The sequence below is a fragment of the Rhodococcus sp. FW305-130 genome (genome assembly GCF_058788335.1).
Window position 1 is genome coordinate 475,597 of the sequence record NZ_JBYTAP010000006.1, and the last position, 25,946, is coordinate 501,542.

25 protein-coding genes and 1 tRNA gene are annotated in these 25,946 nt (G+C 62.9%); 9 read left to right on the top strand and 17 right to left on the bottom strand.

Going from position 1 to position 25,946, the window contains the following annotated elements; all coding sequences use genetic code 11:
* Positions 1-3 precede the first annotated feature (3 nt).
* On the top strand, positions 4-2,271 hold the full coding sequence (locus AC3WQS_RS21235) for a DUF2254 family protein (protein WP_046378597.1): 2,268 nt from the start codon (positions 4-6) through the stop codon (positions 2,269-2,271).
* Here AC3WQS_RS21235 and AC3WQS_RS21240 read toward each other — a convergent pair.
* The 5 genes from AC3WQS_RS21240 to AC3WQS_RS21260 all read right to left on the bottom strand — a co-directional run bounded on the left by AC3WQS_RS21240 (position 2,233) and on the right by AC3WQS_RS21260 (position 8,353).
* On the bottom strand, positions 2,233-3,522 hold the full coding sequence (locus AC3WQS_RS21240; protein WP_084324767.1) for an alpha/beta hydrolase: 1,290 nt from the start codon (positions 3,520-3,522) through the stop codon (positions 2,233-2,235). The genes AC3WQS_RS21235 and AC3WQS_RS21240 overlap by 39 nt on opposite strands.
* 65 nt (positions 3,523-3,587) lie before the next feature.
* A complete protein-coding gene (gene pepN, locus AC3WQS_RS21245; RefSeq protein WP_492712273.1) occupies positions 3,588-6,071 on the bottom strand; it encodes an aminopeptidase N in 2,484 nt (827 codons plus the stop codon).
* 48 nt (positions 6,072-6,119) lie between these two features.
* On the bottom strand, positions 6,120-6,920 hold the full coding sequence (gene thiD, locus AC3WQS_RS21250; RefSeq protein ID WP_020907843.1) for a bifunctional hydroxymethylpyrimidine kinase/phosphomethylpyrimidine kinase: 801 nt from the start codon (positions 6,918-6,920) through the stop codon (positions 6,120-6,122).
* 93 nt (positions 6,921-7,013) lie between these two features.
* Positions 7,014-7,628: a class F sortase gene (locus AC3WQS_RS21255; RefSeq protein ID WP_256921953.1), complete on the bottom strand. Its 615-nt coding sequence runs from the start codon at positions 7,626-7,628 to the stop codon at positions 7,014-7,016.
* A complete protein-coding gene (locus tag AC3WQS_RS21260) occupies positions 7,625-8,353 on the bottom strand; it encodes a hypothetical protein (protein ID WP_060939858.1) in 729 nt (242 codons plus the stop codon). Before AC3WQS_RS21260 ends, AC3WQS_RS21255 begins: the two co-directional genes overlap by 4 nt.
* Before the next feature lie 337 nt (positions 8,354-8,690).
* Between AC3WQS_RS21260 and AC3WQS_RS21265 the strand changes: the two genes are divergently transcribed.
* The 4 genes from AC3WQS_RS21265 to AC3WQS_RS21280 all read left to right on the top strand — a co-directional run bounded on the left by AC3WQS_RS21265 (position 8,691) and on the right by AC3WQS_RS21280 (position 11,096).
* A complete protein-coding gene (locus AC3WQS_RS21265; protein WP_084324770.1) occupies positions 8,691-9,134 on the top strand; it encodes a DUF7144 family membrane protein in 444 nt (147 codons plus the stop codon).
* Positions 9,135-9,155: 21 nt separating this feature from the next.
* The gene (locus AC3WQS_RS21270; RefSeq protein WP_492712275.1) at positions 9,156-9,977 is read left to right on the top strand and encodes a class II glutamine amidotransferase; all 822 of its coding nucleotides are present in this window, start codon (positions 9,156-9,158) and stop codon (positions 9,975-9,977) included.
* A 61-nt stretch (positions 9,978-10,038) separates the two neighbouring features.
* Entirely contained in the window at positions 10,039-10,719 is a 681-nt protein-coding gene (locus AC3WQS_RS21275) for a hypothetical protein (protein ID WP_492712276.1), read from the top strand.
* Between the two features lie 35 nt (positions 10,720-10,754).
* Positions 10,755-11,096: a hypothetical protein gene (locus AC3WQS_RS21280; RefSeq protein WP_492712277.1), complete on the top strand. Its 342-nt coding sequence runs from the start codon at positions 10,755-10,757 to the stop codon at positions 11,094-11,096.
* On the opposite strand, the gene AC3WQS_RS21285 is transcribed toward AC3WQS_RS21280, so the two are convergent.
* Complete coding sequence (locus AC3WQS_RS21285) at positions 11,097-11,552, bottom strand: hypothetical protein (RefSeq protein ID WP_492712279.1); 456 nt, start codon at positions 11,550-11,552, stop codon at positions 11,097-11,099.
* 338 nt (positions 11,553-11,890) lie between these two features.
* Here AC3WQS_RS21285 and AC3WQS_RS21290 point away from each other — a divergent pair, with 338 nt between their 5' ends.
* Positions 11,891-12,316 (top strand): hypothetical protein, encoded by a 426-nt coding sequence (locus tag AC3WQS_RS21290; RefSeq protein WP_492712280.1) that lies wholly within the window; start codon positions 11,891-11,893, stop codon positions 12,314-12,316.
* A 15-nt stretch (positions 12,317-12,331) separates the two neighbouring features.
* Complete coding sequence (locus tag AC3WQS_RS21295) at positions 12,332-12,697, top strand: hypothetical protein (protein ID WP_492712281.1); 366 nt, start codon at positions 12,332-12,334, stop codon at positions 12,695-12,697.
* A 268-nt stretch (positions 12,698-12,965) separates the two neighbouring features.
* On the opposite strand, the gene AC3WQS_RS21300 is transcribed toward AC3WQS_RS21295, so the two are convergent.
* Positions 12,966-14,198 carry a hypothetical protein gene (locus AC3WQS_RS21300; protein WP_492712282.1) on the bottom strand — a complete coding sequence of 411 codons (1,233 nt, stop codon included), beginning with the start codon at positions 14,196-14,198 and terminating at the stop codon, positions 12,966-12,968.
* Positions 14,199-14,227: 29 nt separating this feature from the next.
* Here AC3WQS_RS21300 and AC3WQS_RS21305 point away from each other — a divergent pair, with 29 nt between their 5' ends.
* Complete coding sequence (locus AC3WQS_RS21305) at positions 14,228-14,380, top strand: hypothetical protein (protein WP_492712283.1); 153 nt, start codon at positions 14,228-14,230, stop codon at positions 14,378-14,380.
* Between the two features lie 51 nt (positions 14,381-14,431).
* Positions 14,432-15,805 (top strand): site-specific integrase, encoded by a 1,374-nt coding sequence (locus AC3WQS_RS21310; protein ID WP_492712284.1) that lies wholly within the window; start codon positions 14,432-14,434, stop codon positions 15,803-15,805.
* 112 nt (positions 15,806-15,917) lie between these two features.
* On the opposite strand, the gene AC3WQS_RS21315 is transcribed toward AC3WQS_RS21310, so the two are convergent.
* From AC3WQS_RS21315 to pyrG, 10 genes are all read right to left on the bottom strand, one after another.
* Positions 15,918-15,994: transfer RNA gene (locus AC3WQS_RS21315), tRNA-Pro, on the bottom strand.
* Between the two features lie 102 nt (positions 15,995-16,096).
* Positions 16,097-17,524, bottom strand: coding sequence for a ribosome biogenesis GTPase Der (gene der, locus AC3WQS_RS21320; protein WP_019748583.1), 1,428 nt, complete (start codon positions 17,522-17,524; stop codon positions 16,097-16,099).
* Positions 17,521-18,201: a (d)CMP kinase gene (gene cmk, locus AC3WQS_RS21325; protein WP_029255443.1), complete on the bottom strand. Its 681-nt coding sequence runs from the start codon at positions 18,199-18,201 to the stop codon at positions 17,521-17,523. Before cmk ends, der begins: the two co-directional genes overlap by 4 nt.
* 11 nt (positions 18,202-18,212) lie before the next feature.
* Positions 18,213-19,658, bottom strand: coding sequence for a pseudouridine synthase (locus tag AC3WQS_RS21330; RefSeq protein ID WP_492712286.1), 1,446 nt, complete (start codon positions 19,656-19,658; stop codon positions 18,213-18,215).
* Positions 19,659-19,735: 77 nt separating this feature from the next.
* Positions 19,736-20,464, bottom strand: coding sequence for an SMC-Scp complex subunit ScpB (gene scpB / locus AC3WQS_RS21335; protein ID WP_492712287.1), 729 nt, complete (start codon positions 20,462-20,464; stop codon positions 19,736-19,738).
* Complete coding sequence (locus AC3WQS_RS21340; protein ID WP_492712288.1) at positions 20,461-21,333, bottom strand: segregation and condensation protein A; 873 nt, start codon at positions 21,331-21,333, stop codon at positions 20,461-20,463. Before AC3WQS_RS21340 ends, scpB begins: the two co-directional genes overlap by 4 nt.
* Entirely contained in the window at positions 21,333-22,346 is a 1,014-nt protein-coding gene (locus AC3WQS_RS21345; protein ID WP_020969711.1) for a ParA family protein, read from the bottom strand. The genes AC3WQS_RS21340 and AC3WQS_RS21345 overlap by 1 nt, the downstream gene beginning before the upstream one ends.
* A gap of 143 nt (positions 22,347-22,489) precedes the next feature.
* Positions 22,490-23,413, bottom strand: coding sequence for a site-specific tyrosine recombinase XerD (xerD, locus tag AC3WQS_RS21350; RefSeq protein ID WP_019748588.1), 924 nt, complete (start codon positions 23,411-23,413; stop codon positions 22,490-22,492).
* A gap of 1 nt (position 23,414) precedes the next feature.
* Positions 23,415-24,047 carry an NUDIX domain-containing protein gene (locus tag AC3WQS_RS21355; RefSeq protein WP_492712291.1) on the bottom strand — a complete coding sequence of 211 codons (633 nt, stop codon included), beginning with the start codon at positions 24,045-24,047 and terminating at the stop codon, positions 23,415-23,417.
* A 6-nt stretch (positions 24,048-24,053) separates the two neighbouring features.
* Positions 24,054-25,814 (bottom strand): CTP synthase, encoded by a 1,761-nt coding sequence (pyrG, locus tag AC3WQS_RS21360; protein WP_003946139.1) that lies wholly within the window; start codon positions 25,812-25,814, stop codon positions 24,054-24,056.
* Between the last annotated feature and the right edge of the window lie 132 nt (positions 25,815-25,946).

A 25,946-nucleotide genomic window follows, 5' to 3' on the forward strand; every position in this document is an offset into this window, starting at 1 on the left:
GCCGTGCGGTCCTGGTTCGAGCACACGGTCGTCGACACCGGCAGACTCCCGCTGTTCTTCCTTCTGCTCGCCTTTGTCCTGACGTTCCTGTTCATTCGGTTCAGCGTTCGAATGATCCGAGCTGAGGTCTCGTGGTGGCCGGGCAATGTCACGCCCGGTGGAATGCACATCCATCACATGGTTTTCGGTTTGATGATGATGCTCGTGTCCGGCTTTGCCTTCATCGCTCTGGCCGACTATCACACCCCGATCGCCAACTGTGTTCTTGCGTCGGTGTTCGGTATCGGCAGCGCGCTGGTCCTCGACGAGTACGCACTCGTGCTACATCTGCGCGACGTCTACTGGGCCGAAGAGGGTCGCTCGTCCATCGACGCGGTGTTCGTTGCCATCGCGATCTCGTTCCTTTTCCTTCTCGGAGTCCACCCGATCGGGTTCGCGGGAGAGTTCGACCCGTATGAGCAGGACCGTAGCCTGGCGACGTTGATCGGCGTTGTCGTCGCGATCGTGATCCAACTCGGACTCGCCGTGATCACGTTGATGAAGGGCAAACTCTGGACCGGCTTGATCGGACTGTTCTTCACCCCGCTTCTGTTGGTCGGAGCAATTCGGTTGAGTCGCCCGGGTGCGCCGTGGGCGCGTTCGCGTTACCGCGACAAGCCCGCGAAGATGAGCCGGGCAGTCGCCCGTGAGCAGCGGTATCGCGAGCCGATGATCCACGCGAAGATCTACGTTCAGGAAACGGTGTCAGGAAGTTTCGGTTCCACTCCTCCGACCCCACCACCACTCCCAGTCGTCGACACCACGACGCCTACGACGAAAGTCGGACTGTCACGGCGGCTTTCGGACAGAATTCGCTGGCGCCGAACTCGCCGACGATTACGAACAGTCCCGGTCTGGCGCCTCCCCGTGATCCTCGTCGTGCTGTCCGTCGTCACCGCGAACATCCTCGTCGGGATCGACGGAGACCTGGTGAGCGACGGCGACGTCGGTACCATTTCCGAGGGCGTGGACGCCGGGGCCACCGCAACGCTGCTCAGCGTCATCGCCGGCGGGATGATCACTCTCACCGGTCTGGTGTTCACCGCCATCACCCTCGCAATGCAGTTCGGCGCCTCGCAGATTTCGGTGCGGGTGGTCCCGATGCTTGCGCAACAGCGAGTGATGCGGTGGTCGATCGGCATGTTTCTGGCCACGTTCGTCTTCTCCTTGATCATTGCGCTCGATCTGGCGCTCGATTCGGAGAATTCCTCACCGACCATCTCCACGGCGATCGCACTCCTTCTGGCATTGGCCAGTGCGATCCTGTTCATCGCGTTGGTGGCGAAGGTCGGGTCGATCCTCAATTCCAGTCGGTTGCTGCGTTGGATAGCGGCCCAGGGTCGCAGCGCGACGATTCGTGCCTATCCGCTGTACGAGGACTTACCTTCCGGCGCACCGAAACCCAGTCAGCCGCTCCCCCTCCCACAACCGCGCGAGTCCGAAACCTCCGAGAGCGCCGACGCACTGGTGATTCGCCTGCGCCACCTCTCACCCGACGGCCGGATTCTGCTGGCGATCGATCTCGCACGACTGCAGCGGTTGGCGAGCCGCTGGGACGTCTCAGTCGAGGTCGTCCCCAGCATCGGCGAGTTCGTCGCCCAGAACGCGCCCCTCTTCGAGGTACGCGGACCGTCGCTGAAGGTACGTCCTGACACCTTGATGTCGTGCTTGATCTTCGGTGACACGCACAGCCCGGTCGTCAGCCCCGGTGCAGCGCTTCAGTCGATCGTGGACATCGCACTCAAGGCACTGTCACCCGCCATCAACGACCCTGGCCGAGCGGTGCAGGCTCTCGACCACATCGAAGATCTTCTGGTACTTCTCGCCCCGCGGGTCCGCTTCGACACGTCAACCTCGGATCTCACGCTGATCCGAGGGCAGCAACGCACCTGGACCGATTACGTGTCCGTCGCCACCGACGAGATCCGGCACTTCAGTACCAATTCCGCGCAGGTCCAGCGTCGTCTACGCGCGGTATTCGCGACCTTGCTCGAAGCCTGCCCGCCGGACCAGCACCCTCCGCTTCTCGAGCGCGTCGACGCACTCGATGCGCAATTGACCCGAGAATGGACCGGCGCACTCGACCTTCGGCTCGCGAGTGTGGCAGATCCGCAGGGATTGGGCTCCGAAGCCGGGGCGACCGGACGGATTCACCCGCTGATCATCGGGTCTTCGGAACTTCCAGACGATCGTTCATCCGGGCAGACCGAGTCGCGTTCCCAGCCAACCTAATTGACTCGCCAATCCAGCCGACCACACCTGGAAGCTGTGTCCTCCGTCGACCTCGGCGTACTGGACGTCCATTCCTGCGGCTTTTGCGGCTTCGTAGAGCGTTTGAAGACCTGGGCGGTAGTCGTTGTCCTGCTTGCCGACCACGAACACTCCGGCGCTGTCGGGGAACTTCTTCTCCCGGAGCAGATCCTGCGGATTCACTGCCACGAACGCGGCTTCATTGCCGCCGAACGCTGCATCGACCGTCTGCTTCCGATCGCCGAGGGTGGGTTCGATCTGACCGGACAGATCCAGGAACGTCGGATATACCGCGGGGAAGTTCGTTGCCATCTGGAACGCGCAGGTACCGCCGTAGGAAAGTCCCCCGATCGCCCACTTCCTCGGGTCGGGATCCACCTGGAGGTTCCCGCGCACCCAGTCGGGAACATCGCGCGAAAGGTACGTTGCGACGTTCCCGAGTTGGGAATCGACGCAGAGCGGATTCGCCAGTTCCGACCCGGTCCCGTCAGCAACGACGACAACGGGAGCCAAGCCCGAATGCGCAGCGGCGTAGGCGTCCATGGTCTGGACGAGACGTCCGCCCTGTAGCCAGTCCTCGGGCGCGCCTGGTTGGCCGGCAAGCAGTACCAACACCGGCAACTCCGGTCGTGGGTTGGTGAAATACGCGGGCGGTAGGTAGATCTCGGCGTCGCGGGCGCTGAATCCGGAGACCGTCCCCGCAATCGTGACCGTGCTGACCTTGCCGGTCGACGGCATGTCCGCTGGAGCCTTCCATTGCGAAACCGGTACCGCGCCGTCCTTGCCGTCGTCCAGGTCGGCGAGTGAAACCTTCTCCGCGTCCGAGAGTCCCAGCGCTGTTCCCAACGTCGGATACGACTGGAACTGCAGATTCACGTGAGCCGCGCTCGACACGACCACCAGGAGCACGGAGACCACGGTGAGCACGCGGCCGTCGATCCGCGTCGCCGCAAATACCCGCGAAACGCCCAGCAGCACGCCGAGAATGCCCAACCCGATCCACACGTAGACCGGACGGGCAATCGGATCGGGGAACGGGTGCCACACCTTCTCGATCAGCCAGTACAGCACGAGAGTGATCGCAATTGCCGCGACGATGCAGACCGGAATCGAGATCAGCACGTGACGCCTCGATCTCGAGAAGATCAGCCACAGAAGTGCCAGAATTCCGAGCACCGTCACCACGGGCGGAACCGGGCCCGTGACCAGCGACAGATCCGTGATCGTGTGCACGTCGTCTCCCGTCGCAGCCCTGTTTAGACAATATCCAAGAACAGGACATTTCGGAGCTGATGGCGTCAGATCACTGCGTTCGACGCCTGGGCACGTAGGTCTCGGGCCAGATGATCCCGACGCTCGAGAACAAGCCTCCGCAGCGACGCGGGAGCCTCCGCATTGGCCTGGATCCAGGAATCGACAGCAGAGGTGTCTTCAGCTGCCGGGAAGAGTCCGTTCACCAACCGTCGCGCGATCTCGATGCTGCGTTCGGACCACCACTTCCCCAGGGACGAGAAGTACTCGACCGCATATCCCTCGATCAACGACGGGTCCGTGCCCGAACGGAATCCGGCGATCGTCGCATCCAGGCGGTCGTTCGAGAGTGAGGCATCGGTGGTCGCCGACGCCCAGGCAGCCGCCTTGGTCTCGGCATCGGGAATCGACGCCGCGGCGCGGACGTACGCCGATCGACCCGCTGACGTGCTGTCCTTGCTCAGCTCACCGTCGAAGTCGCTCACACTCGCATGCCCGGTCGCGGACAGGGCGATCCACAATGCCCACCGCAGATCAGGATCGAGAGCCAGTCCGACCGGTCCCGGGCACGTGCCGTCGAGTATCGACCGCAACTCGCCGGCGCGAGCATCGTTGACCGCTGCGGCGGCCGACAGAGCCCGTGCCCATGCCAGCTGTCTTCCGGACTCCGGTTCGGCTTCGAACAACGCCTTCCAGGTCGTTTCCAACCAGCCCGCACTGACATTGGGCCGCAAGCTTTTCGGAACGTAGTGAAGAACCGCGTATTGGGCATCGGTCAGGATCGCGCTGAGAATCGCAAGATCTGTCTCTGCGGGAGCGAATCGTTCCACCATGTCGAGGTATCGGAACACCGAGAGCTGCGCATCGCGCACCGAGTTCCACAGCGACGACCAGATCACACCGCGCGCAAGCGGATCGCTCACGCGGTCCAGGGATGCCTCGACCGTGGACAGAGATTCCGCGTCCAGTCGCACCTTCGCGTAGGTGAGGTCTTCGTCGTTGAGCAGTGTGAGCGCTCCGGGCGGAAGGTCGACCGGCGTGCGGGATTCGGTGATGTCGAGTTCGACGCGTTCGGTGCGAACAAGATCTCCGGACTCGTTGTAGTCGTAGATTCCGACTGCGAGCCGATGCGGCCTCGGGTCCGTCTGGACCAGGTCTGTTCCGTCGAGCGACAGCGTGGACACTCCGGTGGTCTGCAACCAGATTCGGGCCCATTCGCGCACATCACGTCCGGAAGTCTCCGCGAGCACGTCGAGCAGATCAACAAGCGTGGTGTTCCCGAATGCGTGGGCCTTGAAGTACCGTCGTGCCGCTTCGAAGAACGCGTCACGGCCGACGAACGCCACGAGTTGCTTGAGGACACTGGCGCCCTTGGCGTAGGTGATTCCGTCGAAGTTCAGCTTTGCAGCTTCGAGATCGACGATGTCGGCGACGATGGGATGCGTGGTCGGCAGCTGATCTTGGAGGTACGCCCACGCCTTTCGCTTGATGGCAAATGCTACCCAGGCATCGGTGAAGCGAGTGGCTTCGGCGCTGACCAGCGATCCCATGAAGTCGGCGAAGGATTCCTTGAGCCACAAGTCATCCCACCAGACCATGGTCACGAGATCGCCGAACCACATGTGCGCCATTTCGTGCAGGATCGTGTTGGCGCGACGCTGATGCTGCTCGTCGGTTGCGGTGCCGCGGAACACATACGCCTCGGTGAAGGTCACCAGTCCCGGGTTCTCCATGGCGCCGAGGTTGTACTCGGGGACGAAGATCTGGTCGTACTTGCCGAACGGATACGGATAGTCGAAGTGCTCGGCGTAGAAGTCCAACCCCTGACGGGTGATGTCGAAAACGTTGTCCGCATCGAGATGAGGAGCCAACGACGCCCGGCACAAAGCGCCCAACTCGACCGTGAGTTCGCCGCGACTCCACGACGAGGCCACGCGGTGATACGGCCCGGCCGCGATCGCGGTGATGTAGGTCGAGATCGGCAGCGTCGGGGCGAAAGTGACGCGTTGTGCACCGTCCACGGAGTGAGTCTGGGTCGCGGGCTGATTCGACAGGACTTCCCAGCCGTCAGGTGCTGTCACCTCGAATGTGAAGGGCGCCTTGAGGTCCGGCTGCTCGAAGCAGGCGAAAACACGCCTGGCATCGGCAGGCTCGTATTGCGTGTACAGATACGTCTGATCGTCAGCGTCGTCGACAAATCGGTGCAGCCCTTCACCGGAACGGCTGTAGTTGCCGTGAGCTGCCACCCGAACGACGTTCGATCCGCCGAGTCCGCGCAGCACAATCCGGGACCCGTCGTACTCCACCGGAATGGACGCACCGTCGACCTCTACGGAATCGACTGCAGCACCGATGAAGTCGAGCCACGTGGACTCCGCCGACGACGTCAGATCAATTGTCGTGACGGTCGAAAAGGTCTTCGAGGCCGAGTCCGCCGCCGATCGCAGATCCAACTCCACCCGGTACCCGGTGACGTCGATGGTTCGAGATCGTTCGGCGACTTCGCTTCGATTCAGGTTCGCAGTACTCACGCACTCGATCCTGCCAGGCCGCGCGCGGCGATGTGAGCCGCAGTGCGCCTATCCCTTGAAAGCGCCCTGCCAGACGGTGTCGAACGGCGTGTGTGCCGAGACGCGGCCTTCGATGCCCGCCGTGACGAACTTCTTGGCCAGAGCGACGGCTTCTCCCACGTCGGCGCCCTTTGCCAGTTCCGCGGTCACTGCGGCGGCCAGCGTGCAACCAGCACCCGAGACGCGTTCTTCGCCGACCTTGGGGGCGGAGAGAACCGTCACGTCGGTGCCGTCGAACAACACGTCGACGGCGTCGCCACCGGCGAGTTCGACACCACCCTTTGCGAGCACGTACTTGGGTCCGAGGTCGTGGATACGACGTGCGGCCTCGATGAGGTCGTCCACGCTTTCGATGCTGTCCATTCCGGCGAGGGTGCGTGCCTCGAACAGGTTGGGTGTGATGACGGTGGCGAGCGGGAGGATCGAATCACGAAGTGCTGTATCGGTATCGAGAGCCGCGCCGGGCTCCTGGCCTTTGCAGATCAGGACCGGGTCGAGGACGACGTGGCGCCAGGACTGCCGACGCAGACCCTCTGCCACAACCTCGATCGTGGCGGGAGTGCCCAACATGCCGATCTTGACGACGTCCAGATCGTGGGCCGCAGTGGCAGCCTCGATCTGATCAGCGATCACGTCAGGAGCGATCGGCACGAAGCGATGACCCCAGTTGTTCTTGGGATCGAACGAGACGATGCACGTGGTGGTCGCTACGCCGTAGACGTCCAATGCCTGGAACGTCTTCAGGTCGACCTGCAGGCCGGCACCGCCAGTCGCTTCGGACCCAGCGATGACATAGGCGAGGTCAACCACAGCACAATCTCCTTCTTCGGACTTTCGAAACGTGCGTGGATGGCCACGAACGCGGGGCCCAGTTTATCAACCGATCCGACGTCTGGTTTTCGGCTATGCGGGCACCGGAGTTCCCCACGCGACGTCGTTGTCCTCGTAACCGAAGGGTGGACCGACGAACACGCCGCCGCAGGTGATCAGCGCGAGGGTTTCCGGTCCGTCGAGGCTGTTCAATCGCTCGACCGGCAGCTCGCCGTCCTTGCCGTAGTGATCGACCGCGTCGATACGGTAGTTCCAGGTCTGTCCCCCGGCGCCCGCCACGGTCACGATCGAGCCGATTTCCAGTGTCGAGAACTTCTTTCCGAAACCGTCACCCTGATAGATGTCGTTGATGTGTCCGGTGATCACCACGGTGCCCGCGCCCGAGCCCGGGAATGCCGAATCTGCCCACCATCCGATCTCACTGACGTCCTCGGGCGGAATGAGCGAGCCGTCTGTCGTCGTCTTGATCGACAGAACGTCAGCGGTGCTGTCGACTATGCGAAGCGTGGTCGGGACATCCGGACCGTCGACCACAGCGCGAATCTCTGGCGGCAAATCTTGTTGGCCGGTCGCGAGGACGCGGGTCGGCGAGTCGCCGTCGTCAGAACATCCGCCGATCAAGAGCATTGTCGCCACTACTGCAGCGGCCCATGTTCGACGGACCGTGAATCCAGGTGCCGCTGTCACGGGCGAGAAGTCGGGCCGGACGGAATCTGGGAAATTGGTACTCGGTTTCCGACGTCACGACCGGGAAGTGCGTCACCGGAGTCCCCACCGTTCCCACCGGAACCGTCACCTCCGCCATTCCCGCCACCGCTTCCATTCCCACCGCCGGGGCCCGGGCCGGGGCCGGGGCATTCACCTCCCGGATCGGTGGTGTCGCCTGCCAAGACAATCTTGACTGCCGAGAGGTTGACCGTCTGGTTCTGTGCCACTTGTCCAGGAGTTGTGACGTCGAATGCGAGCTTGGCACGAACCGGAATGACCGAGCCGTCGTCGGCATCGGTGACCGTTGAACCTGAGCGACCGAGATCTTGGGTCAACGTCATTCTGGAGATCAAATCCTGATCTCCGGTCAAGCCGGCGCCGTCGATCCGAAGGGTCCCTCGGACAGGACTTCCGTGGGCTCTGATCGTCACAGATGCGCGAAACTCCAGGATGTCTCCCGGCACTGTTCGCCACGCCTCGATCGAGTTGATCTTCGTTCCCGGCGAACCAGTCGAGATGTCGTACCAACCGTCGATCACTGCCGGATCGAGTGACATCGAATTGTCGTTGATCTCGGGAGTGCACGCGTGGGTGAGTGCGACTGGTGCTGCCGATCCCACCGCGGGAAGTGCCGTCGATACAACAGCTGCCAAGACGAAGGCCGTCGCGGAGATGCCCGCGGAACGCCTGCCGAAGATCGTCATTCTCTCGCTACTCTTTTCCGCGGACCGTAGCTTCCGGTCAATTCAGTCAAAATACCAGTACAGCTGGACAAATAGGTCGAATTCCGTGCCGAATTTTTCTTGTTTTCTGTGAACTTCGGTTACGAGCAATTCCTCCGCACACGCGTTCCGGCAAGGGGTACATCGCATCAACAGGGGCCAGAAGTTACATTTCGTCCGCACATCGGAGCAGAACGCACTGATTTCTCACCGAACCGGACCGGCATTTCCGTTTCACGACAGTCGGCCGGTGGAACAACGATCGGTACAACGTGCCGGGCACGTGTCCGGTCACCCCTCCGAATCAAGGGAAACCGCCATGTCGGATACAACGTCAGTCAAGCAGGGTTTCGCGGTAGGAACATCGATCGGGGCAGCCGTCATCTTGGTGACGGTCGGCATCGTGCAGTTCTTTCAAGGACTCGCTGCCGTCGCCGAGAACGAAGTGTTCGTAGTCGGGATCGACTACGTCTATCAATTCGACCTGACGACGTGGGGTTGGATCCATCTCGTGCTGGGCGCGCTCGTCGCTCTCGTCGGTCTCGCACTGTTCACCGGAACGCCGTGGGCACGGGTATCGGCAGTCGTGATCTGTGCGATCTCGATTATCGCGAACTTCTTGTGGCTGCCGTATTACCCCTGGTGGTCGACTCTCATCATCGCCCTGAACATCGTCGTGATCTGGGCTGTGTCGACATGGAAGCCCACCCAGACGACGCACGCCGCTGCGCATGCACCGACAACGCCGACTCAATCTGTTTGAGTTGAAAGCATGTGTAGGTGGATGGCGTATTCGGGAGAGCCGATACTGGCCCATGACTTGCTGTTCAGGCCACAGCACTCGCTGATCGACCAGAGCCTGCATTCTCAACTCGGGGCAACGACGACGAATGGTGACGGCTTCGGAATCGGTTGGTACGGCGAGGGGTCCCAACCAGCAGTGTTCAAGAGCATCGAACCCGCGTGGAACGACTCGAACCTGCGCGAGGTCACCTCGCAACTGCGCACCCCGCTCATGTTCGCCCACGTGCGCGCTTCGACGGGAACTGCGGTGCAGCGCAGCAACTGCCACCCATTTCGGCACGGCAATTGGTTGTGGATGCACAACGGTTCACTACACGGATTCCACGACATGAAAAGGGAATTGGTGACTGCCATTGATCCGTCGCTCTTTCCGGATCTCGAAGGATCGACGGACTCGGAAACCTTGTTCTTCCTCGCGCTGACGTTCGGCCTGACCGACGATCCTTTCGAAGGTGTCGCGAGGGCCGTTGGATTCGTCGAGCACACGGCTCGCTCGCAGGGAATCGACAATCCGGTGCAGATGACCGTTGCCACGTCGGATGGCATCTCCACCTGGATCTTTCGCTATTCGAGCGAGAACCGGTCGAGGTCATTGTTCTTCTCCACCGAGATCTCCACGTTGCGCAAGCTCCATCCTGAGGTGGATGCCCTGCACCATCTGAGTGAGGAGACCCGAATCGTCGTATCCGAGCCTCTGCGCGACCTTCCCGGAGCATGGAACGAGGTTCCCGAATCCGCCGCAGGCGTCATCCGGCCCGGACGGGACGAGATGCGGAACTTCGCGCCGATCCCACCCCGATAGGTAAAGCATGACGCAGACCTGTTGCGCCGAATTCTCCCGCGGGATGGGTCAAGATGGCTAGATGTGGAAACAGGCACTCGGGTTTGCTTTGTTCGGTGCGACCGTTGCCATCGTCACGGCGGCGCTGACACAAGGATCGTCACAGGCGTCGGCCACGATCACCCTCTTTTCGGGTGGCACGACGATCTCGGGCTTCGCGGGTGAATCGCAATGGGCCTGGCCCATCGAGGCTGCGGTCATCGGCGCCGGTCTGGGCGCGCTGACCGGGCTCGTATTCCACCTCGCGGGTGTGCGAATCTCCGGAGGTCAGGACAATCGAATGCTTCGAACTGTGGTGGCAGGGCTCGTGGGAGTCACGCTTGGGTTGACGCCCCTGTTGGTCTTGATCAGCATGGCATTCACCAGGTCGGTTGACATCGGATGGTCCCCGCTCCTGGTTTATGCCGTCAGCGGTTTCCTGGCCTACGGTCTGGCGGTCGCCGCCGTGTTCGGAGTTCTTCGCGCTGCCGGGGATCGACTTACTACGCGCACGGCGCAGGCGGTGGCGGCGATGCTTCCGGTCGGGGCGTTGGCGGCGACGACTGTAGGTGTCGGTACTGCGTGGAGGCTGGGCTTTTCCACCGCCGCTCCCACCTGGATCGCGGTCGTACTGCTGGTGGTTCTCGTATTGGCCATGACGTTCGTTGCGGCCCGGGCGTGGGCTCTACGGATTCAGCCTCGTGACTTACCAGAAGTCGCATAGGCAGTGGGACGATTGATTCGGACGGGTGCGCTGAGATGAGGGGCGAACGAATCTTCGCGGGACTCGTCGTCGGCCTCCTACTGGGGCTGTTCGGCTACCTGCCATTGGTACTCCTGTGGCAACACTTCGCGGATGTCGCGCAGCCGCAGCTGTATCCGAACCGTTCGTTCACGTCGTTCGGTCCTAACCCACCACCGCTCACCTACTGGATAAGTTGGGCGGCGCCTGCCGCCGTGTTCGTCTTGCTCGGACTTATGACTATTCCCAGCCGCACCGGCCGGGAATTCGCGTTGCCATTGGTGTTTGCGTTCCTTCCGGTCGCTGCAATGGTGGCGTGGTTCTGGATCTCGATGGAACTGTTCTTCAGCCCCGACTGATCATTCACTCGACCGCGCATCGCGAACTCCACCGCGCGCACGCGCAATGGCGCCCTTGTTGCGCAATGCGATCCCCTGATGCACCGCAGCAAGTACCAATGCCAGCACTGCCGCAGGGAGGCTCCCCACCATCGAGAGCAGAGAAGGCATATCCGAGCTGAAAGCGGTAGAGAAACCCACTACTGCAGCGCAGAGCATTGTCGCCGAGACGATCCAGGAAACTAATGGTCGCGGAATCACGGCTGGAATGACGCACAGAGCCACCGGCAACGCCAGCACCAAGAAGAGCTCCCGCCCGAAATAGTCGTGAATCGAGCGGTAACAATCGGCAGAACTGAGCGGGCCGAGGCCTATTTCGCAATCGGTGATCTCGTACAGCGGCCACTGTGCCGTCGCGGATCCTAGAATCCCGGTGGCAACCGCTAGTACAACCCACGCGATCCGAATCCCCGTCATACGAAGAGATCATGCCAGTAAGGAAAATTGCGCTCCGAAGCAGAAAGTAATCAAATCTCGAAATGGACAAAACAACCTCCTTGCGTCGGAGCGGTTCTCGACAGGAGTGGCACAACATGTTCGGCGTGCTCAACTCGCAGGTTGGGTTTTGAGCCTGATCGGGACATTCCCCGTCGTTGACAACTATTGGGAGACAGCACCTATTTTGAGTGCGGGTATCGCAGTCGCTGTACTCGGAGTAGTTAACGGCCTGCCGAGTTTGACTGTCACCCTGATGCACAATCGACGGCCGCAACAGGCTTGAAGTTTTCGAACATGTTTTATGGAAGGGTGCTTGCATGGCAACACAACCGCATGGCCAGTCCATAACCCCGGCGTGGAAAGTATTCACGGCCATCGGTTTTGCAGGTGTTGTGGGCGCAGCCGTGACGTACTTCCGAGACGGGTCCACTTTGGCGATCATTGGCGGGATGGTCATCCTCGCGATTGGTCTGCCGCTTACTGTCTGGTCCATCCTGCGAATGCTGCGCGAGAATCGAGGACATCGCCTTCATTGGTGGAGAACACCGCCGGTCAAGCCGAGGAACGTCGACCTCTCTCGTACTGTCGGCATTCCGACTACGATATTCGGTGCACTGGCCATCTGGCTGAATACAGCAGGTTCGGCGCCGTGGTGGTTGGCAGCAATCTTTACCGCCATTCTGATCGCGCTCTTCGGAGCAACCGTTGCCGTCCACAATATTCGCCTCAGTCAGCGAAACTGAGCTAGCCTTCCGCGCATGCCGGTTTCTGCGGATGTTCGCGAGCGCCTTCGGTCTTACCTGGATCCAGATGACGAGATCCGGTACGTATTTCCAGCAGACGTTCTGATGAGCGCGAAACCGAGTGTGTTTGTCGTGGTGAGCCGAAAGGCGATCACCGTGTTCTCGACGAGCTTTCGGTCCAAAAAAGTGCCGAGGTCGATCCTCACCCAGTTTCCGAGAATGACCGTTCTCGGCCCAGTCGACACCGCGTCCACACCGCACTTCACTGCGGCGGGCATTACGTACGAGATCGACGAAGAATATGTTGCAGTCGTGAATGCTGCCGACGCGGAGCTCACGTCACCGCAGGACTTCCCACGAGATCCGTTGCCGAACCTGTGAGGCACATACAAAAAGGCAGTTTCTCATTTCTGAGAAACTGCCTTTTTGATCTAACTTCGGTCGGGCTGACAGGATTTGAACCTGCGACCGCTTGACCCCCAGGGAGCCGGATTGCCTGTTACACAGTCCATCTCGTCTCATGCAGTCCAGGTCAGGGCCGGTTAGCCGTCCTGCTCGTGTTAGCCCGTCCCGCTCGTGCGTAGCCCTCTTGGCAAGCTCTCGGCAAGTCAACATGCACTCATTACACGGCAGGCACTCTGACTAACGCCTAATAGGACGGTCCCGCCACTCTCCCGATCAACGGAGCTGATTCGAGCACATGGTCTTCAACGTCTAGCAGGAGAACACAGTCGGCCATGTAGTCGTCGGTCATCTGATGGTAGCTAGCGATTCCGCGAGCCATGTTATGGATCGCATCGTTGCGCATCTTGTTGAATGCGCGCAGGCGTTCGACAAGATGCGCCGGAAAGCCCGACCTCTCAGCCAAATCCACCGTTTGACCGAAAGTTATGCGGTCTAGCGGCTTGAATTCCGCACTCCTGTGCACGATCAGCCAGTTCCGTAGCTCTACCTCAATCAACGCGGCATCGGAAGATATGACCTCTAGTAGGTACTGTCCCTCGGCCGCTGATCGCCGCCTATGCCTCAGCATCGCCGCGTTCTGTTGACCTGTCTTTGCATCGACATACCCCAAATGGTCGGTGTTCGAGACAAACCGGACCCCGCCCGTCAGGTTCGCCATCTCTGCCATTTCCTCGTTTGTCATGCTGCCGCCCGACCTCAGTTCGATCAGCCGGTCCCGCACGCCGATCTCTTTCTCAATCGTCATACGTTCGCCGTCCGTCAGTTGGCATTGAGCGGCGAGATCGACGGCATCGACTGTGCCCCCGGGCAGCCCCTCAAACTTCGGCTTTCCGACGACAAGTCGGTTCTCTGTCGTCTCGGCCGACAGGTTCTCAGCAAAGGACGAATGGATCAGCGTTAGAGTTCTCGACTCCGATAATGACTGCCCTGCGCGATCATGTGCGTGGTCGAGAATCCGGATGGTTGACCCGGCTGCAATGCGTCCGAAGATAGGTCGCGTCATCGTGGTTCTCAGGCTGCTAGCGACGACCTGCCGTGCCACTTGCTCGTCAAGACACGAGACAAAGACGACGTCAACACCGACGGCAACCAGATGCGCAATCAGCTCCCGCATACCCGATTTCGGAGAAATCTCCGACCGGATTGCCCAAGCAAGTTCAAGGTCAGCAAGTACCGATAGCGCGCGTGCTCCGGTGGACTCGTCCAGCTCCGCGATCTTGCCGACGAGTTCGGTCGGGTCGGGTGTACCCAAGCTATGAAGGGTTACCTTGATCCCCGCGTCCCTCAGAGCCATTGCGAGGCGTTCTGGAGCAATATACTTGTCCGGCGGATCGACAAGTAGCCCCTCTACGGCGACGATCACAGCGTCGATACCATCCGAGAACGCGGGGCGATCTTCCGAGTATTTCTGACCCATGCGCCAAGCATTCCGAGCTAGTAGGGCGAATGCAAGCGCCACAGCTCGCCGCCACCGGGCACGATCGGCCGGGGGCGGGCCAGTGGCCCGAACGGATCGCCGAGAGCTGCATGGTGCTCTCGTCGTCGTACTCGCACAGCTTGAGCGCTGCGTCGACCTGCTCGCCGGTGATCTCGCCATAGCCGTAGAGCGTTGCGGCAAGCTCGGCGATCGGCAACCAAGGAGAACGAACGATGACCACCGCCGACACACAGCGCAAGGCACGCCGTGGCGAGCCGATCAACAAGCACATCGCGAAGAACGGCCGGGTGAGCTACTGGTTTCAGGCCGACGTCGGGGTGAAGCCGGACGGCTCCCGAGATCGGCAGCGATTCACCTACCGGACCAAGGCCGAGGCGCAGCGTGAGTACCGCCGGATTACCAGCGAGGTCGCCGCCGGGCGCTACTCGCGACAGACCGACCTCACCGTCGCCGAGGCGTGCGACGCTTGGCTCGACGGGCGGCGCGGTATCCGCCGGATCACCCTTGAGGGCTACCGGAACGACCTCAAGCCGGTCTGTCGACACATGGGCGGTAAGAAGCTCGCGCAGCTCACCAAGCGCGACGGTGACGCGCTGGTCGAGTGGCTGCTCACCGAGGGCCGGACCTCGCCGAAACACGCCCGGCCCGGCTCCCTCATGGGCCGAGTGGTTGACGTGATCACCGAGCACCCCGAGGGTGTTCCAGCGGCGACGCTCAAGGCGACGTTTCCCGGTGAGGACGTCCACACCTGCCTATCGGGCCTCATTCGCGCGGGTCGGGTCACTCGGCCGCGCCGCGCGGTGTACGTGCTCGCCGACGCCGCTGCCTCGGACGCTGCGCCGCGCGGGGTCAAGCCCGTGAGCGTGCGCGCGACGCTCAAGGCTCTGACCTCGGTGGTACAGAGCTACGTCGATCAGGGCGCACTACCGCGCAACGTGATCGCGCTGGTCGAGCGGCCCGCCGACCCGATCACCGAGGACGACGCCGACCCCGCTGCTCGCTCGTGGACCGTCGCCGAAGTGGCGGCGTTTCGCGCCTCGGTCGCCGATCATCGGCTGTTCGCGTGCTGGCTGCTGAGTTGCTACGGCATGAGACGCAGCGAGGTTCTAGGGCTGCGCTGGTCGAACATCGACGGCGACGTGCTCAAGGTGCGCCGGGGCCGCGTGGCGATCGGCAACGGGACCGAGGAAGGGCTACCCAAGTCGCGGCGCAGCCGCCGAGACCTGCCCATGCCCGCCGAACTCGCCGAGGCGCTGCGCACGCTCAAGACTCGGCAGCGTGCCGAGGCGCTGGCGCTCGGTCTCCCGTGGTCCGACGATCAGCTCGTCGCGACCCATGAGGACGGCGCGCCGGTCCGGCCCGAGTGGTACAGCGACGAGTTCGGGCGGCTGCGCGAGCGGGCCGGGCTGCGCCGTATCCCGCTCAAGGGTCTGCGCAACACGTCGGTCTCACTCATGCTCGCGTCGGGTATCCCGGTTCACATCACGGCGGGGTGGCACGGTCACGACCCGGCGGTCTCGCTCTCGATCTACAGCGACGCGCAGCCGGACGACTTGCGGGCCGCTGGCACCGCCCTTTACGGGTGATCCGGTGGCAACCTGCCCGGCCGTTGGCAAGTTCTTGGCAACTTGCGGCCCGAGAGACCAGTCGAGGCGGCTCCCGAATCTCTCGGAAACCGCCTCTGACCTGCGTAAACCTTGGTCGGGCTGACAGGATTTGAACCTGCGACCACTTGACCCCCAGTCAAGTGCGCTACCAAGCTGCGCCACAGCCCGTCCCACGCCCTTGTTTCGGGCGCTTGGAAAGATTACATCAGGGACGGGCCGAAGTACCAATCGGCTGGTCAGAGCCTTTTCGGTACCGATTTGGACGCAGAATCAGCGGCCCTTACGGTCACGCTTCTCGCGCACTCGTACGGATACGCGGATCGGGCTGCCGTCGAAGTTGAACTCTTCACGCAGACGCCGCTCGATGAAGCGGCGGTAGCCGGCCTCGAGGAAGCCCGTGGTGAAGAGAACGAATGTCGGCGGGCGTGTGCTTGCCTGAGTCGCGAACATGATGCGAGGCAGGCGACCACCACGCATTGGCGGCGGTGTCGCTGCCACAACTTCCTTGAGCCAGGTGTTCAGGCGACCCGTGGGGATGCGCTTGTCCCAGGACTCCAGAGCCGTGTCGAGAGCCGGCACGAGCTTCGCCACGGCGCGACCGGTGTGGGCGGAGATGTTGACTCGCTGAGCCCACGGAACGCGGACCAGATCGCGGTCCACTTCCTTGTCCAGCATGAGTCGACGGTCCTCGTCCACGAGGTCCCACTTGTTGAACGCGATCACCAGTGCACGACCCGTGTCGGCCACCATGCTCAGAACACGCAGGTCCTGCTCGGTGATCGGCTCGTGTGCGTCGATCAGCAGGATCGCGACCTCAGCGGCCTCGATCGCGCTCTTCGTGCGCAGCGACGCATAGAACTCCGCGCCGCTGGCATGGCTGACGCGCTTGCGCAGACCAGCCGTGTCGACGAAACGCCAAGGGCGCCCGCCGAGTTCGACGATGGAGTCGACCGGGTCGACGGTGGTGCCGGCAACATTGTGCACGACGGACCGCTCGTCACCGGACAGCTTGTTGAGCAAGCTGGACTTTCCGACGTTCGGCTTTCCGACCAGCGCAACACGACGCGGACCGCCGCCGGGGATACCTTCACGCGGGGTTTCCGGAAGCTTCTCCAGAACCTCGTCGAGCAGGTCGCCGGTGCCGCGCCCGTGCGTCGCACTCACGGAGTACGGCTGACCAAGACCCAAGGACCACAGCGCTGCAACCTCGGACTCGGTGCGTCCGTCGTCCACCTTGTTGGCAACGAGGATGACCGGAGTCTTCGAGCGGCGAAGCACTCGAGCGACAGCTTCGTCCGTCGTCGTAGCGCCGACAACGGCGTCGACGACCAGGAGAATGGCGTCAGCCGTTCCCATGGCCAATTCGGCCTGGCGGGCAACGGCCTGCTGAAGACCCTTTGCGTCGGGTTCCCATCCGCCGGTGTCCTGGACGAGGAAGCGCCGTCCGGCCCAGTTCGCCTCGTACGAGACGCGGTCACGGGTAACGCCGGGGATGTCCTCGACTACCGCTTCACGACGGCCGATGATGCGGTTGACGAGCGTCGACTTGCCGACGTTCGGTCGACCGACAACAGCCAAGGTCGGGACGGCAATGTGCGCTTCGCCTTCGCCGTCCGCTTCGAGATCGGCGTAATCCCACTCCGATTCCTCGGACCAAGTTCCGTCACCGGCATATTCGGTTACCAGATCGTCGCTCACTGCACTGCTCCAGTTCTGTCGCTGACCACCAACAGCAACTTGGCGATCACATCTTCAATTCCCAATTCGCTCGTATCCACCAGGATGGAATCCTCGGCAGGGCGCAACGGCGACACTGCCCGAGTCGAATCGAGATGGTCACGGCGCTGCACATCAGCCAGCACCGCTTCGTAATTGTCTTCACGGCCTTGGCCGACGTTCTGCGTATTGCGCCGTGCTGCACGGGTTTCCGCCGATGCGGTCAAGAAGATCTTGACGTCTGCATCGGGGAGTACGACGGTTCCGATGTCGCGACCTTCCACGACGATCCGCTCCGCACCGGCCGCCAACTCACGCTGAGTGGCGACCAGCAGGTCGCGAACCTCGGGCACAGCCGAGACCGCGGAGACAGCCTTGGTGACCGCGTCGCCGCGGATCTCCTCACTGACGTCCGCGCCGTCGAGATGCACCTGCTCACTGCTTGGATCGGTACCGATGGACCACGGCAATGCCGCAACGGCAGCGGTGATCGCGGCGGAATCAGCCAGATCGATTCCCTGACGAAGCACGTGCAGGGTCGCGATCCGGTAAATGGCTCCGGTGTCGAGGTAGCGAGCACCCAAACGCTGCGCCAACGCGCGAGAGACGCTGGACTTGCCGGTTCCGGACGGTCCGTCCATAGCGACTACCAGCGGCATGGACGAATCGGTCACAGGCCGACCGCCTCGTACAGTCCACCGACCTCGCTACGTCCGAGGACGCGCTGCGTTCCCGGACGCTGATCGCCGAGAGCGACAACTCCGACGTTGGTGCGAACCAGACGGACAACGGGGTGACCGACGGCATCGAGGAGGCGACGCACGATGTGCTTACGGCCCTCGTGCAGTACGAGCTTGACGAGCGTCTTGCCCTCGTTGATCTCGAGCACGGTGAACGCGTCCACCTTGGCCGGACCGTCATCGAGAGTGACACCGTCACGCAGCTGCTTGCCGGTGCTGCGCTCGACAACGCCGTGAACCGTGGCGAGGTACGTCTTCGGAACCTCGAACGACGGGTGCATCAGGCGGTGAGCCAAGTCGCCGTCGTTGGTGAAGAGGAGCAAGCCTTCGGTGTCGGCGTCGAGACGGCCGACGTGGAAGAGCCGCTGACCGGACTGAACGCGCTCGGAGACGATGTCACCGACGCACGGACGACCGAGATCGTCGGACATGGTGCACTGCCAGCCACGCGGCTTGTTCATCGCGAGGTAGACGAGGTCCTTCTGCACGACGACGCGGACGCCGTCGACACGAACCACTGCGTTCTCGGGGTCGACACGCAGACCCTGCTCGACCACGATGCGGCCGTCGACCTCGACGCGACCCTGGTCGATCAGCTCTTCAGCTGCACGGCGTGATGCGACGCCGGCCTGAGCCAGCACCTTCTGCAAGCGGACGCCGTCGCCCTTCGGCGGGCCGTCGTGCTTGGTGATCTCGGCATGCTGATGACGTGCCGGCTTGGCGTTGGAGACCAACGGGTTCTGAGAGACGACGCGCTGCGGCTTCTCGGTCTTCGGCTTGCCACGCTTGTTGGTCGCCGGCGGTGTGGGAGCTGCCGGGCGCTTGCGCGGAGGTCCGTCGAACTTGGATCCACGAGGTGCGTTCGACCATGCGCCGCCGCGAGGAGCGTCGGGGCGTGCGCCGCGCTGATCGTCACTACGACGGTCGGCGCCACCGCGCGGTGCCCGACGGGCGTCTACGTGGGGGGTACGGCGGTCATCGCTGCGGGGTCCGCGGCGGTCGTCAGTGCGCGGTCCGCGGCGGTCGTCAGTGCGCGGTCCGCGACGGTCGTCGTTGTAGCCACCACGACGGTCGTCCGTACGTGCGGGGCGACGGTCGTCGCTGCGCGGCGGGCGACGGTCATCGCTGCGCGGCGGGCGACGGTCATCATTGAATCCACCGCGACGGTCGTCCGTGCGGGGACGGTCGGATCCGGCGTTGCGGTCGTATCCGGAGGTACTGCGGGAAGTGTTGCTGCGTCCACCACGGGGCGCTTCGCTACGTGCGCCGCGGGGGGCGTCGCTGCGACCACCACGGGGGGCATCGCTGCGTGCGCCGCGGTTGTCGCGGGAGTTGTTACGGTCCGGTGTGCCATCTCGGCGAGCGGGATTGTTCACTTTTTTCCTGTCAGTTTTCTACTGTTTCCCGAGCGTGGTCGGGTCTTTCTCGGTGCTGACGACGGCCGGTATTCCGGTCAGTCGTCGACTTCGGTGTCCACTACGTCAGCGGGCACGTCTGCCTTGTTCATTCTCGCAAATCGCGGATCGGATTCCAGGCTTTCGCTGATGTCGTCGATGAGATCGACATCAGGCAAGAGCGGGGCCAACTCCGGGAGCTCGCTGAGCGAGGCCAGCCCGAGCCGTTCGAGGAACAGTTCGGTCGTGGAGTACCGTGTCGCGTTGGTGTCCGGGTCAGGCCCGGCTTCCGCGATCAGTCCGCGGGCAAGGAGGGTGCGTACCACCCCGTCCACGTTGACGCCTCGTACCGCACTGATCCGCGCACGAGTCAACGGTTGACGGTATGCGACTACGGCCAAAGTTTCCAATGCCGCCCTGGTCAATTTGGTGCGTGCGCCGTCCAATAGCAGCTTTTCCACGTACGGGGCAAACTCTTGTCGCGTGTACAGACGCCATCCGTCGCCCGCGTAGCGAAGGTCCATTCCGCTGCCGCGAGCGGTCAATGCGCCCGACATCGACGTCAGGCGTTCTTCGACGCGCTCCGGTGCGGTTCCGGTGACAGATGCGAGTTGGTTCACTTCGGCCGGCGAATCCACGACAAGCAGAAGCGACTCCAGCACTGCGTCGAGTTGATCGTCGTCGAGGTCGAAATCGGGTGCAGACTCTTCGGACTCCGAGGCGTCGTCGGTAGGCTCGATAATCTCGTCTAGCTGCGAAGACTCTGATTCCGTCGGTTCGGCATTCATCCGTAGTCCTCCTCTGTGACCGGCGCGGCCGGGTCGTCTCCGGTCCAACTCACCATCAGCGGTCCGAGGGCCTCGGGTTGCTCGAACACGATGACCTGCCGGCGATACAGCTCGAGCAATGCGAGAAACCTTGCCACTATCTCGACAGTGATTTCGCACTCGGCAACGAGGTCCCCGAATGGTGTCCACTCCCCGATGCCTCGCTCGCGCAGCAACTCGAGAATTCGCTCGGCCTGTTCGGGTATCGAGATATTGGACACATGGAGGTGATCGAGGCCCACTGTCGGCACCGGACGCGGTGTGAACACCGTCGCCGCGATCTCCGCAAAACGCTGAGGGTCGACGCCCAACAACACCTCGGGCAGGAGTTCGGTGAACTGATCCTCGACGGCAACAGAGCGCGGATAGCGCCGCAGTGCTGCTTCCTCCAACTCACCGAACAGCGCCGCAACCTGTTTGTACGCCCGGTACTGCAGCAGTCTCGCGAAGAGAAGATCACGTGCTTCGAGAAGCGCCAGATCCTCCGCGTCCTCGACCTGCCCGGCGGGCAACAACCTGGCCGCTTTCAGATCCAGAAGCGTAGCTGCGACGACCAGGAATTCCGTCGTCTGATCAAGGCCCATCGCACTGCCGAGTTCCTTGGTGTACGCGATGAAATCGTCCGTGACGGTGTGAAGGGCGACTTCGGTGACGTCGAACTGCCGTTGATTGATCAGGTTCAACAGCAGATCGAACGGGCCTTCGAAGTTCCGGAGAGTGACTCGGAAACCGGCAGCCTTGGCTGCGGTCTGAGCGTCGGTCGGGACGTTCGGATCGATCGAATCCGGCTCGACTTCGACCGGATCTTCTTGCGATGCAATCAGTTCCACTAACGACCAGACCGGTGAATGACCTCGCGGGCCAATGCTCGATATGCCTCGGCGCCAGCCGATTTCGGCGCCCACGTCGTGATCGGCTCACCGGCGACGCTGGTTTCGGGGAATCGAACGGTGCGGTTGATCACCGTGTCGTAGACGACGTCGCCGAACACCTCGACCACTCGCGCCATCACCTCCCGAGCGTGCAGGGTCCGGGCGTCGAACATCGTGACGACGATGCCGGCCAACTCGAGCTTCGGATTGAGACGGTCGTGCACCTTTTCGACGGTGTCGTTGAGAAGTGCCAGGCCGCGCAGGCTGAAGTACTCGCATTCCATCGGAATGATGACCGAATCGGCGCACGCCAGCGCATTCACCGTGAGCAGGCCAAGCGACGGCTGGCAGTCGATGAGCACGTAGTCGTACCGATCGAGAACCGGGTGCAGCACGCGCCCCAAAGTCTGCTCACGCCCGACCTCGGTGACCAATTGAATCTCGGCGGCCGAAAGGTCGATGTTGCTGGGGAGCAGGTCCAGACCGTCCACCCGAGTGCGCATCAACACGTCGTCGATGGATACACGCGGTTCGACCAGGAGATTGTGGACGGTCAGTTCCAGGTCGTGATGCTGAACGCCCAGACCAGCAGACAACGCTCCTTGGGGATCGAGATCCACCAAGAGCACTCGGCGACCGTATTCGGCCAACGACGCGCCCAGGTTGATGGTCGACGTCGTCTTGCCGACGCCGCCCTTCTGGTTGCACATCGCGATGATCATCGCGGGTCCGTGGTGCGCCAACGGTGTCGGTTGGGGTACCTCGCGGACCGGCCGGCCCGTCGGACCGAGTTCTTCCGTGGAAACAGCAGGGGTTTCCGCAGGTGGAGAGGCTACTGGCGTCGTATCTATTTCGAACATCGCCTCTGGTTCGGAGGGTACAGCTGGTGCTGATTCGTTCACGCGCTCGAAGAGTTGGGCATTGACATGCGGCGGCGCGGACTCCGCCGCTGGTGGCTGCGATGTCGACACGGTCCGATGCTCCCCTACTCTTTCGGCGGTTGCTCTCGGCGCCGGCAAACCCCCGAAACTGCGGTGGAGGCCGCTCGCGCTCCTTGAACGCTACCGCTTACATCACCGAATGGTCTCGCAGACACGCATGAGCCAACCAACGCCTAACGGGCGCGTGGGTGTGCCTGAGCCCACACTTCGCGCAGCGCTGTGACGGTGACCAGTGTGTAGATCTGCGTCGTGGTTACCGAAGCGTGACCGAGAAGTTCCTGCACGACGCGTACGTCCGCGCCGCCGTCGAGCAGGTGTGTGGCAAACGAGTGCCTGAGCGTATGGGGTGAGACGTCCGCCTTGATCCCGGCCGACGCGGCCGCGTCCTGAAGAATCTGCCATGCACTCTGACGCGAGAGGCGTCCCCCGCGAGCGTTGAGAAAGAGGGCAGGAACACCACGCGTCGCGAGGCTGGGGCGCCCGCGGACGAGATACGCGTCGACGGCGGCGATCGCCGGCCTGCCGACGGGGACGATCCGCTGCTTGCCGCCCTTGCCCTTGAGCAGCACGGAACGGGTTTCGGTGTCGATGTCGTCGACGTCCAGATCGATCGCCTCGGTGATGCGTGCTCCGGTCGAGTACAGAAGCTCTAAGAGAGCGCGATCCCTCAGGTCGCGGGGCCCGTCACCGGCCGCACCGCCACCCGAAGCGTCGAGTAGGGCGATCACGTCGTCGAGCGGCAGAGCTTTGGGCAACTTGCGTCCGGGCGTCGGCGGCTTGACCGTCCGAGCCACATCGACACCGACCAGGCCCTCGGCGGCGGAGAACTTGTGGAATCCGCGGACCGCGATCAGGGTCCTCGCTGCCGAACTGGCCGCCAACGGTACGACGCCGGCATCTTTGTCACCCAGGCGCAGATGTGTCACGAATTCGGTGACGTCGTTCTCCGTCACGCCCGCGACGTCGTCGATGCCGCGCCCGTTCAGGTACTCCGCATACCGATTCAGGTCGCGGCGATACGAAAGCAGAGTGTTGCGCGCAGATCCTCGCTCGACCGCTAGATGGTCGAGATACGAGTCCACCTGTCGGGCAAGCACTTCAGGCTCGCGACTTGCGTTCTCCGAATGCGCGAGGACGGTCGGGCCACGGTGCGTCGGCCGGGCGTAGCGGCTTTCCCGTCGAGCGTGCGGTAGCGATCGCGAGAATGCCCGATACCGCGGTGGCATTGACGATGTCACCGCGCAGCGCCATGTCGACGGCGTCGGCGAGCGGAACTCGCAAAATCTCGAGATCGGCTTCTTCGTGTTCGGGATCGTCGCGCTCCACCTCGTGCAGCCCCTCGGCGAGGAAGACGCGAACCGCCTCGTCCGTGAACCCGGGTGAGAGAGCTACATCGACCAGCACCGACCATCGATCGGCGCCGAGTCCGGTTTCTTCGCCCAGCTCGCGCGCTGCCGCCTCGACCGGGCTCTCCCCCGCAGCGTCGAGCAGACCGGCAGGGATTTCCCACAACCGGTGCCCGAGCGGGTGACGGTACTGGTGAATCAGCACCAGGTTGTCGTGCTCGTCCAGTGCCACGACGGCAACGGCGCCGTGGTGTTCGACGACTTCCCGATCGGCACGCTGACCACCAGGCATCGCAACGGTGTCGACGCGCAACGCGATGATCGCGCCGGTGTAGACCGTCTTGGAGCCGAGGGTGTCGAATTCGTGCCGACCGGGATCGCTCATCTGTGGCTAGACCTTTTCCACGTTCTCGACTGCAGCGTCGAGCGCCGTCTCGGTGGCAGCGGTGTCGATCTTCTCGTCACCGTGGACGTCGACGGGCAGGCGCTCTTCGAGCTTGTACGTCAACGCTGCTTCGACGAAGGCGGCGAACAGCGGGTGCGGGCGCGTCGGGCGACTCTTGAGCTCCGGGTGTGCCTGGGTGGCAACGAAGAACGGATGCTGCTCACGCGGGTACTCGACGAACTCGACCAGGTGACCGTCCGGCGAGGTTCCGCTGAACTGCAAGCCGGACTTGGCAATCCGGTCGCGGTAGGTGTTGTTGACCTCGTAGCGGTGACGGTGACGCTCGGAGACGTCCTCGGTTCCGTAGGCCTGAGCGACGACGGAACCCTTGGTCAGCACGGCCGGGTAAGCACCCAGACGCATTGTGCCACCGAGGTCGGCGTCACCGGCGATGACGTCTTCCTGATCAGCCATCGTGGAGATGACCGGGTGCTTGGTGTCCGGCTCGAACTCGGCCGAGTTGGCATCGTCGAGGCCGACGCTGCGAGCAGCTTCGATGACGACGCACTGCAGACCCAGGCACAGACCCAGCAGCGGCAGCTTGCGTGAACGTGCGAAACGGATCGCGCCGAGCTTGCCCTCGATGCCGCGGATGCCGAAGCCGCCCGGGATCAGAACACCGTCGACGTCACCGAGAGCGGCCTGCGCTCCGGCTTCGGTCTCACAGGCGTCCGACGGAACCCAGGAGATCTCGACCTTGGACCGGTTCGCGAATCCACCGGCGCGCAGTGCCTCGGTGACGGAGAGGTATGCGTCGGGCAGGTCGACGTACTTGCCGACCAACGCGACACGCACGGTCTCACGCGGCTGGTGAACACGATCGAGGAGGTTGCCCCACACGGTCCAGTCGACGTCGCGGAACGGGAGACCGAGCTGGCGAACGACGTAGGCGTCGAGGCCCTCACGGTGCAGAACCTTCGGGATGTCGTAGATCGAGGGAGCGTCGGGCGTCGAAATGCAGGCGTCGACGTCCACGTCGCACATCAGCGCGATCTTGTTCTTGAGGCCCTGCGGAACGTCACGATCGCAACGAAGGATCAGCGCGTCGGGCTGAATGCCGATGCTGCGCAACGACGCAACCGAGTGCTGCGTGGGCTTGGTCTTGAGTTCTCCGGAGGGGCCGAGGTACGGCACGAGGGAGACGTGCAGGAAGAAGACGTTGTCGCGGCCGACGTCGTGGCGGACCTGGCGAGCGGCTTCGAGGAAGGGCTGCGATTCGATGTCGCCGACGGTTCCACCGATTTCGGTGATCACGACATCCGGGCGGTGTCCCTGCAGATCCGGGCCGCTCATCTCGAGGATGCGACGCTTGATCTCGTCGGTGATGTGCGGGATGACCTGAACGGTGTCACCGAGGTACTCGCCACGACGTTCCTTGGCGATGACCGTCGAGTACACCTGGCCGGTGGTGACGTTCGCCTGACCGGATAGGTCACGGTCGAGGAACCGCTCGTAGTGCCCGACGTCGAGGTCGGTCTCGGCACCGTCTTCGGTGACGAAGACCTCGCCGTGCTGGAAGGGGTTCATGGTGCCCGGATCCACATTGAGATAGGGATCGAGCTTCTGCATGGTCACGCGCATTCCCCGCGCGGTCAACAACTGCCCCAGGCTCGAGGCGGTCAAACCTTTGCCGAGCGAGGAAGCTACACCTCCGCTGACGAAGATGTGCTTGGTGGCGGTACGCGTGTTAGTGCGTGACTGTGGCAAAGGGGCTCCCGTGACGACTGTGCAGGGCTTGGTCTGATGAAGCATGCTGGGGCCTGCCGACCCACGGGATTTCACGGTAACACCTATCGGGGGTCGGTGCCTACAACGCGCCGACTTTCCGCCCCCGATGTG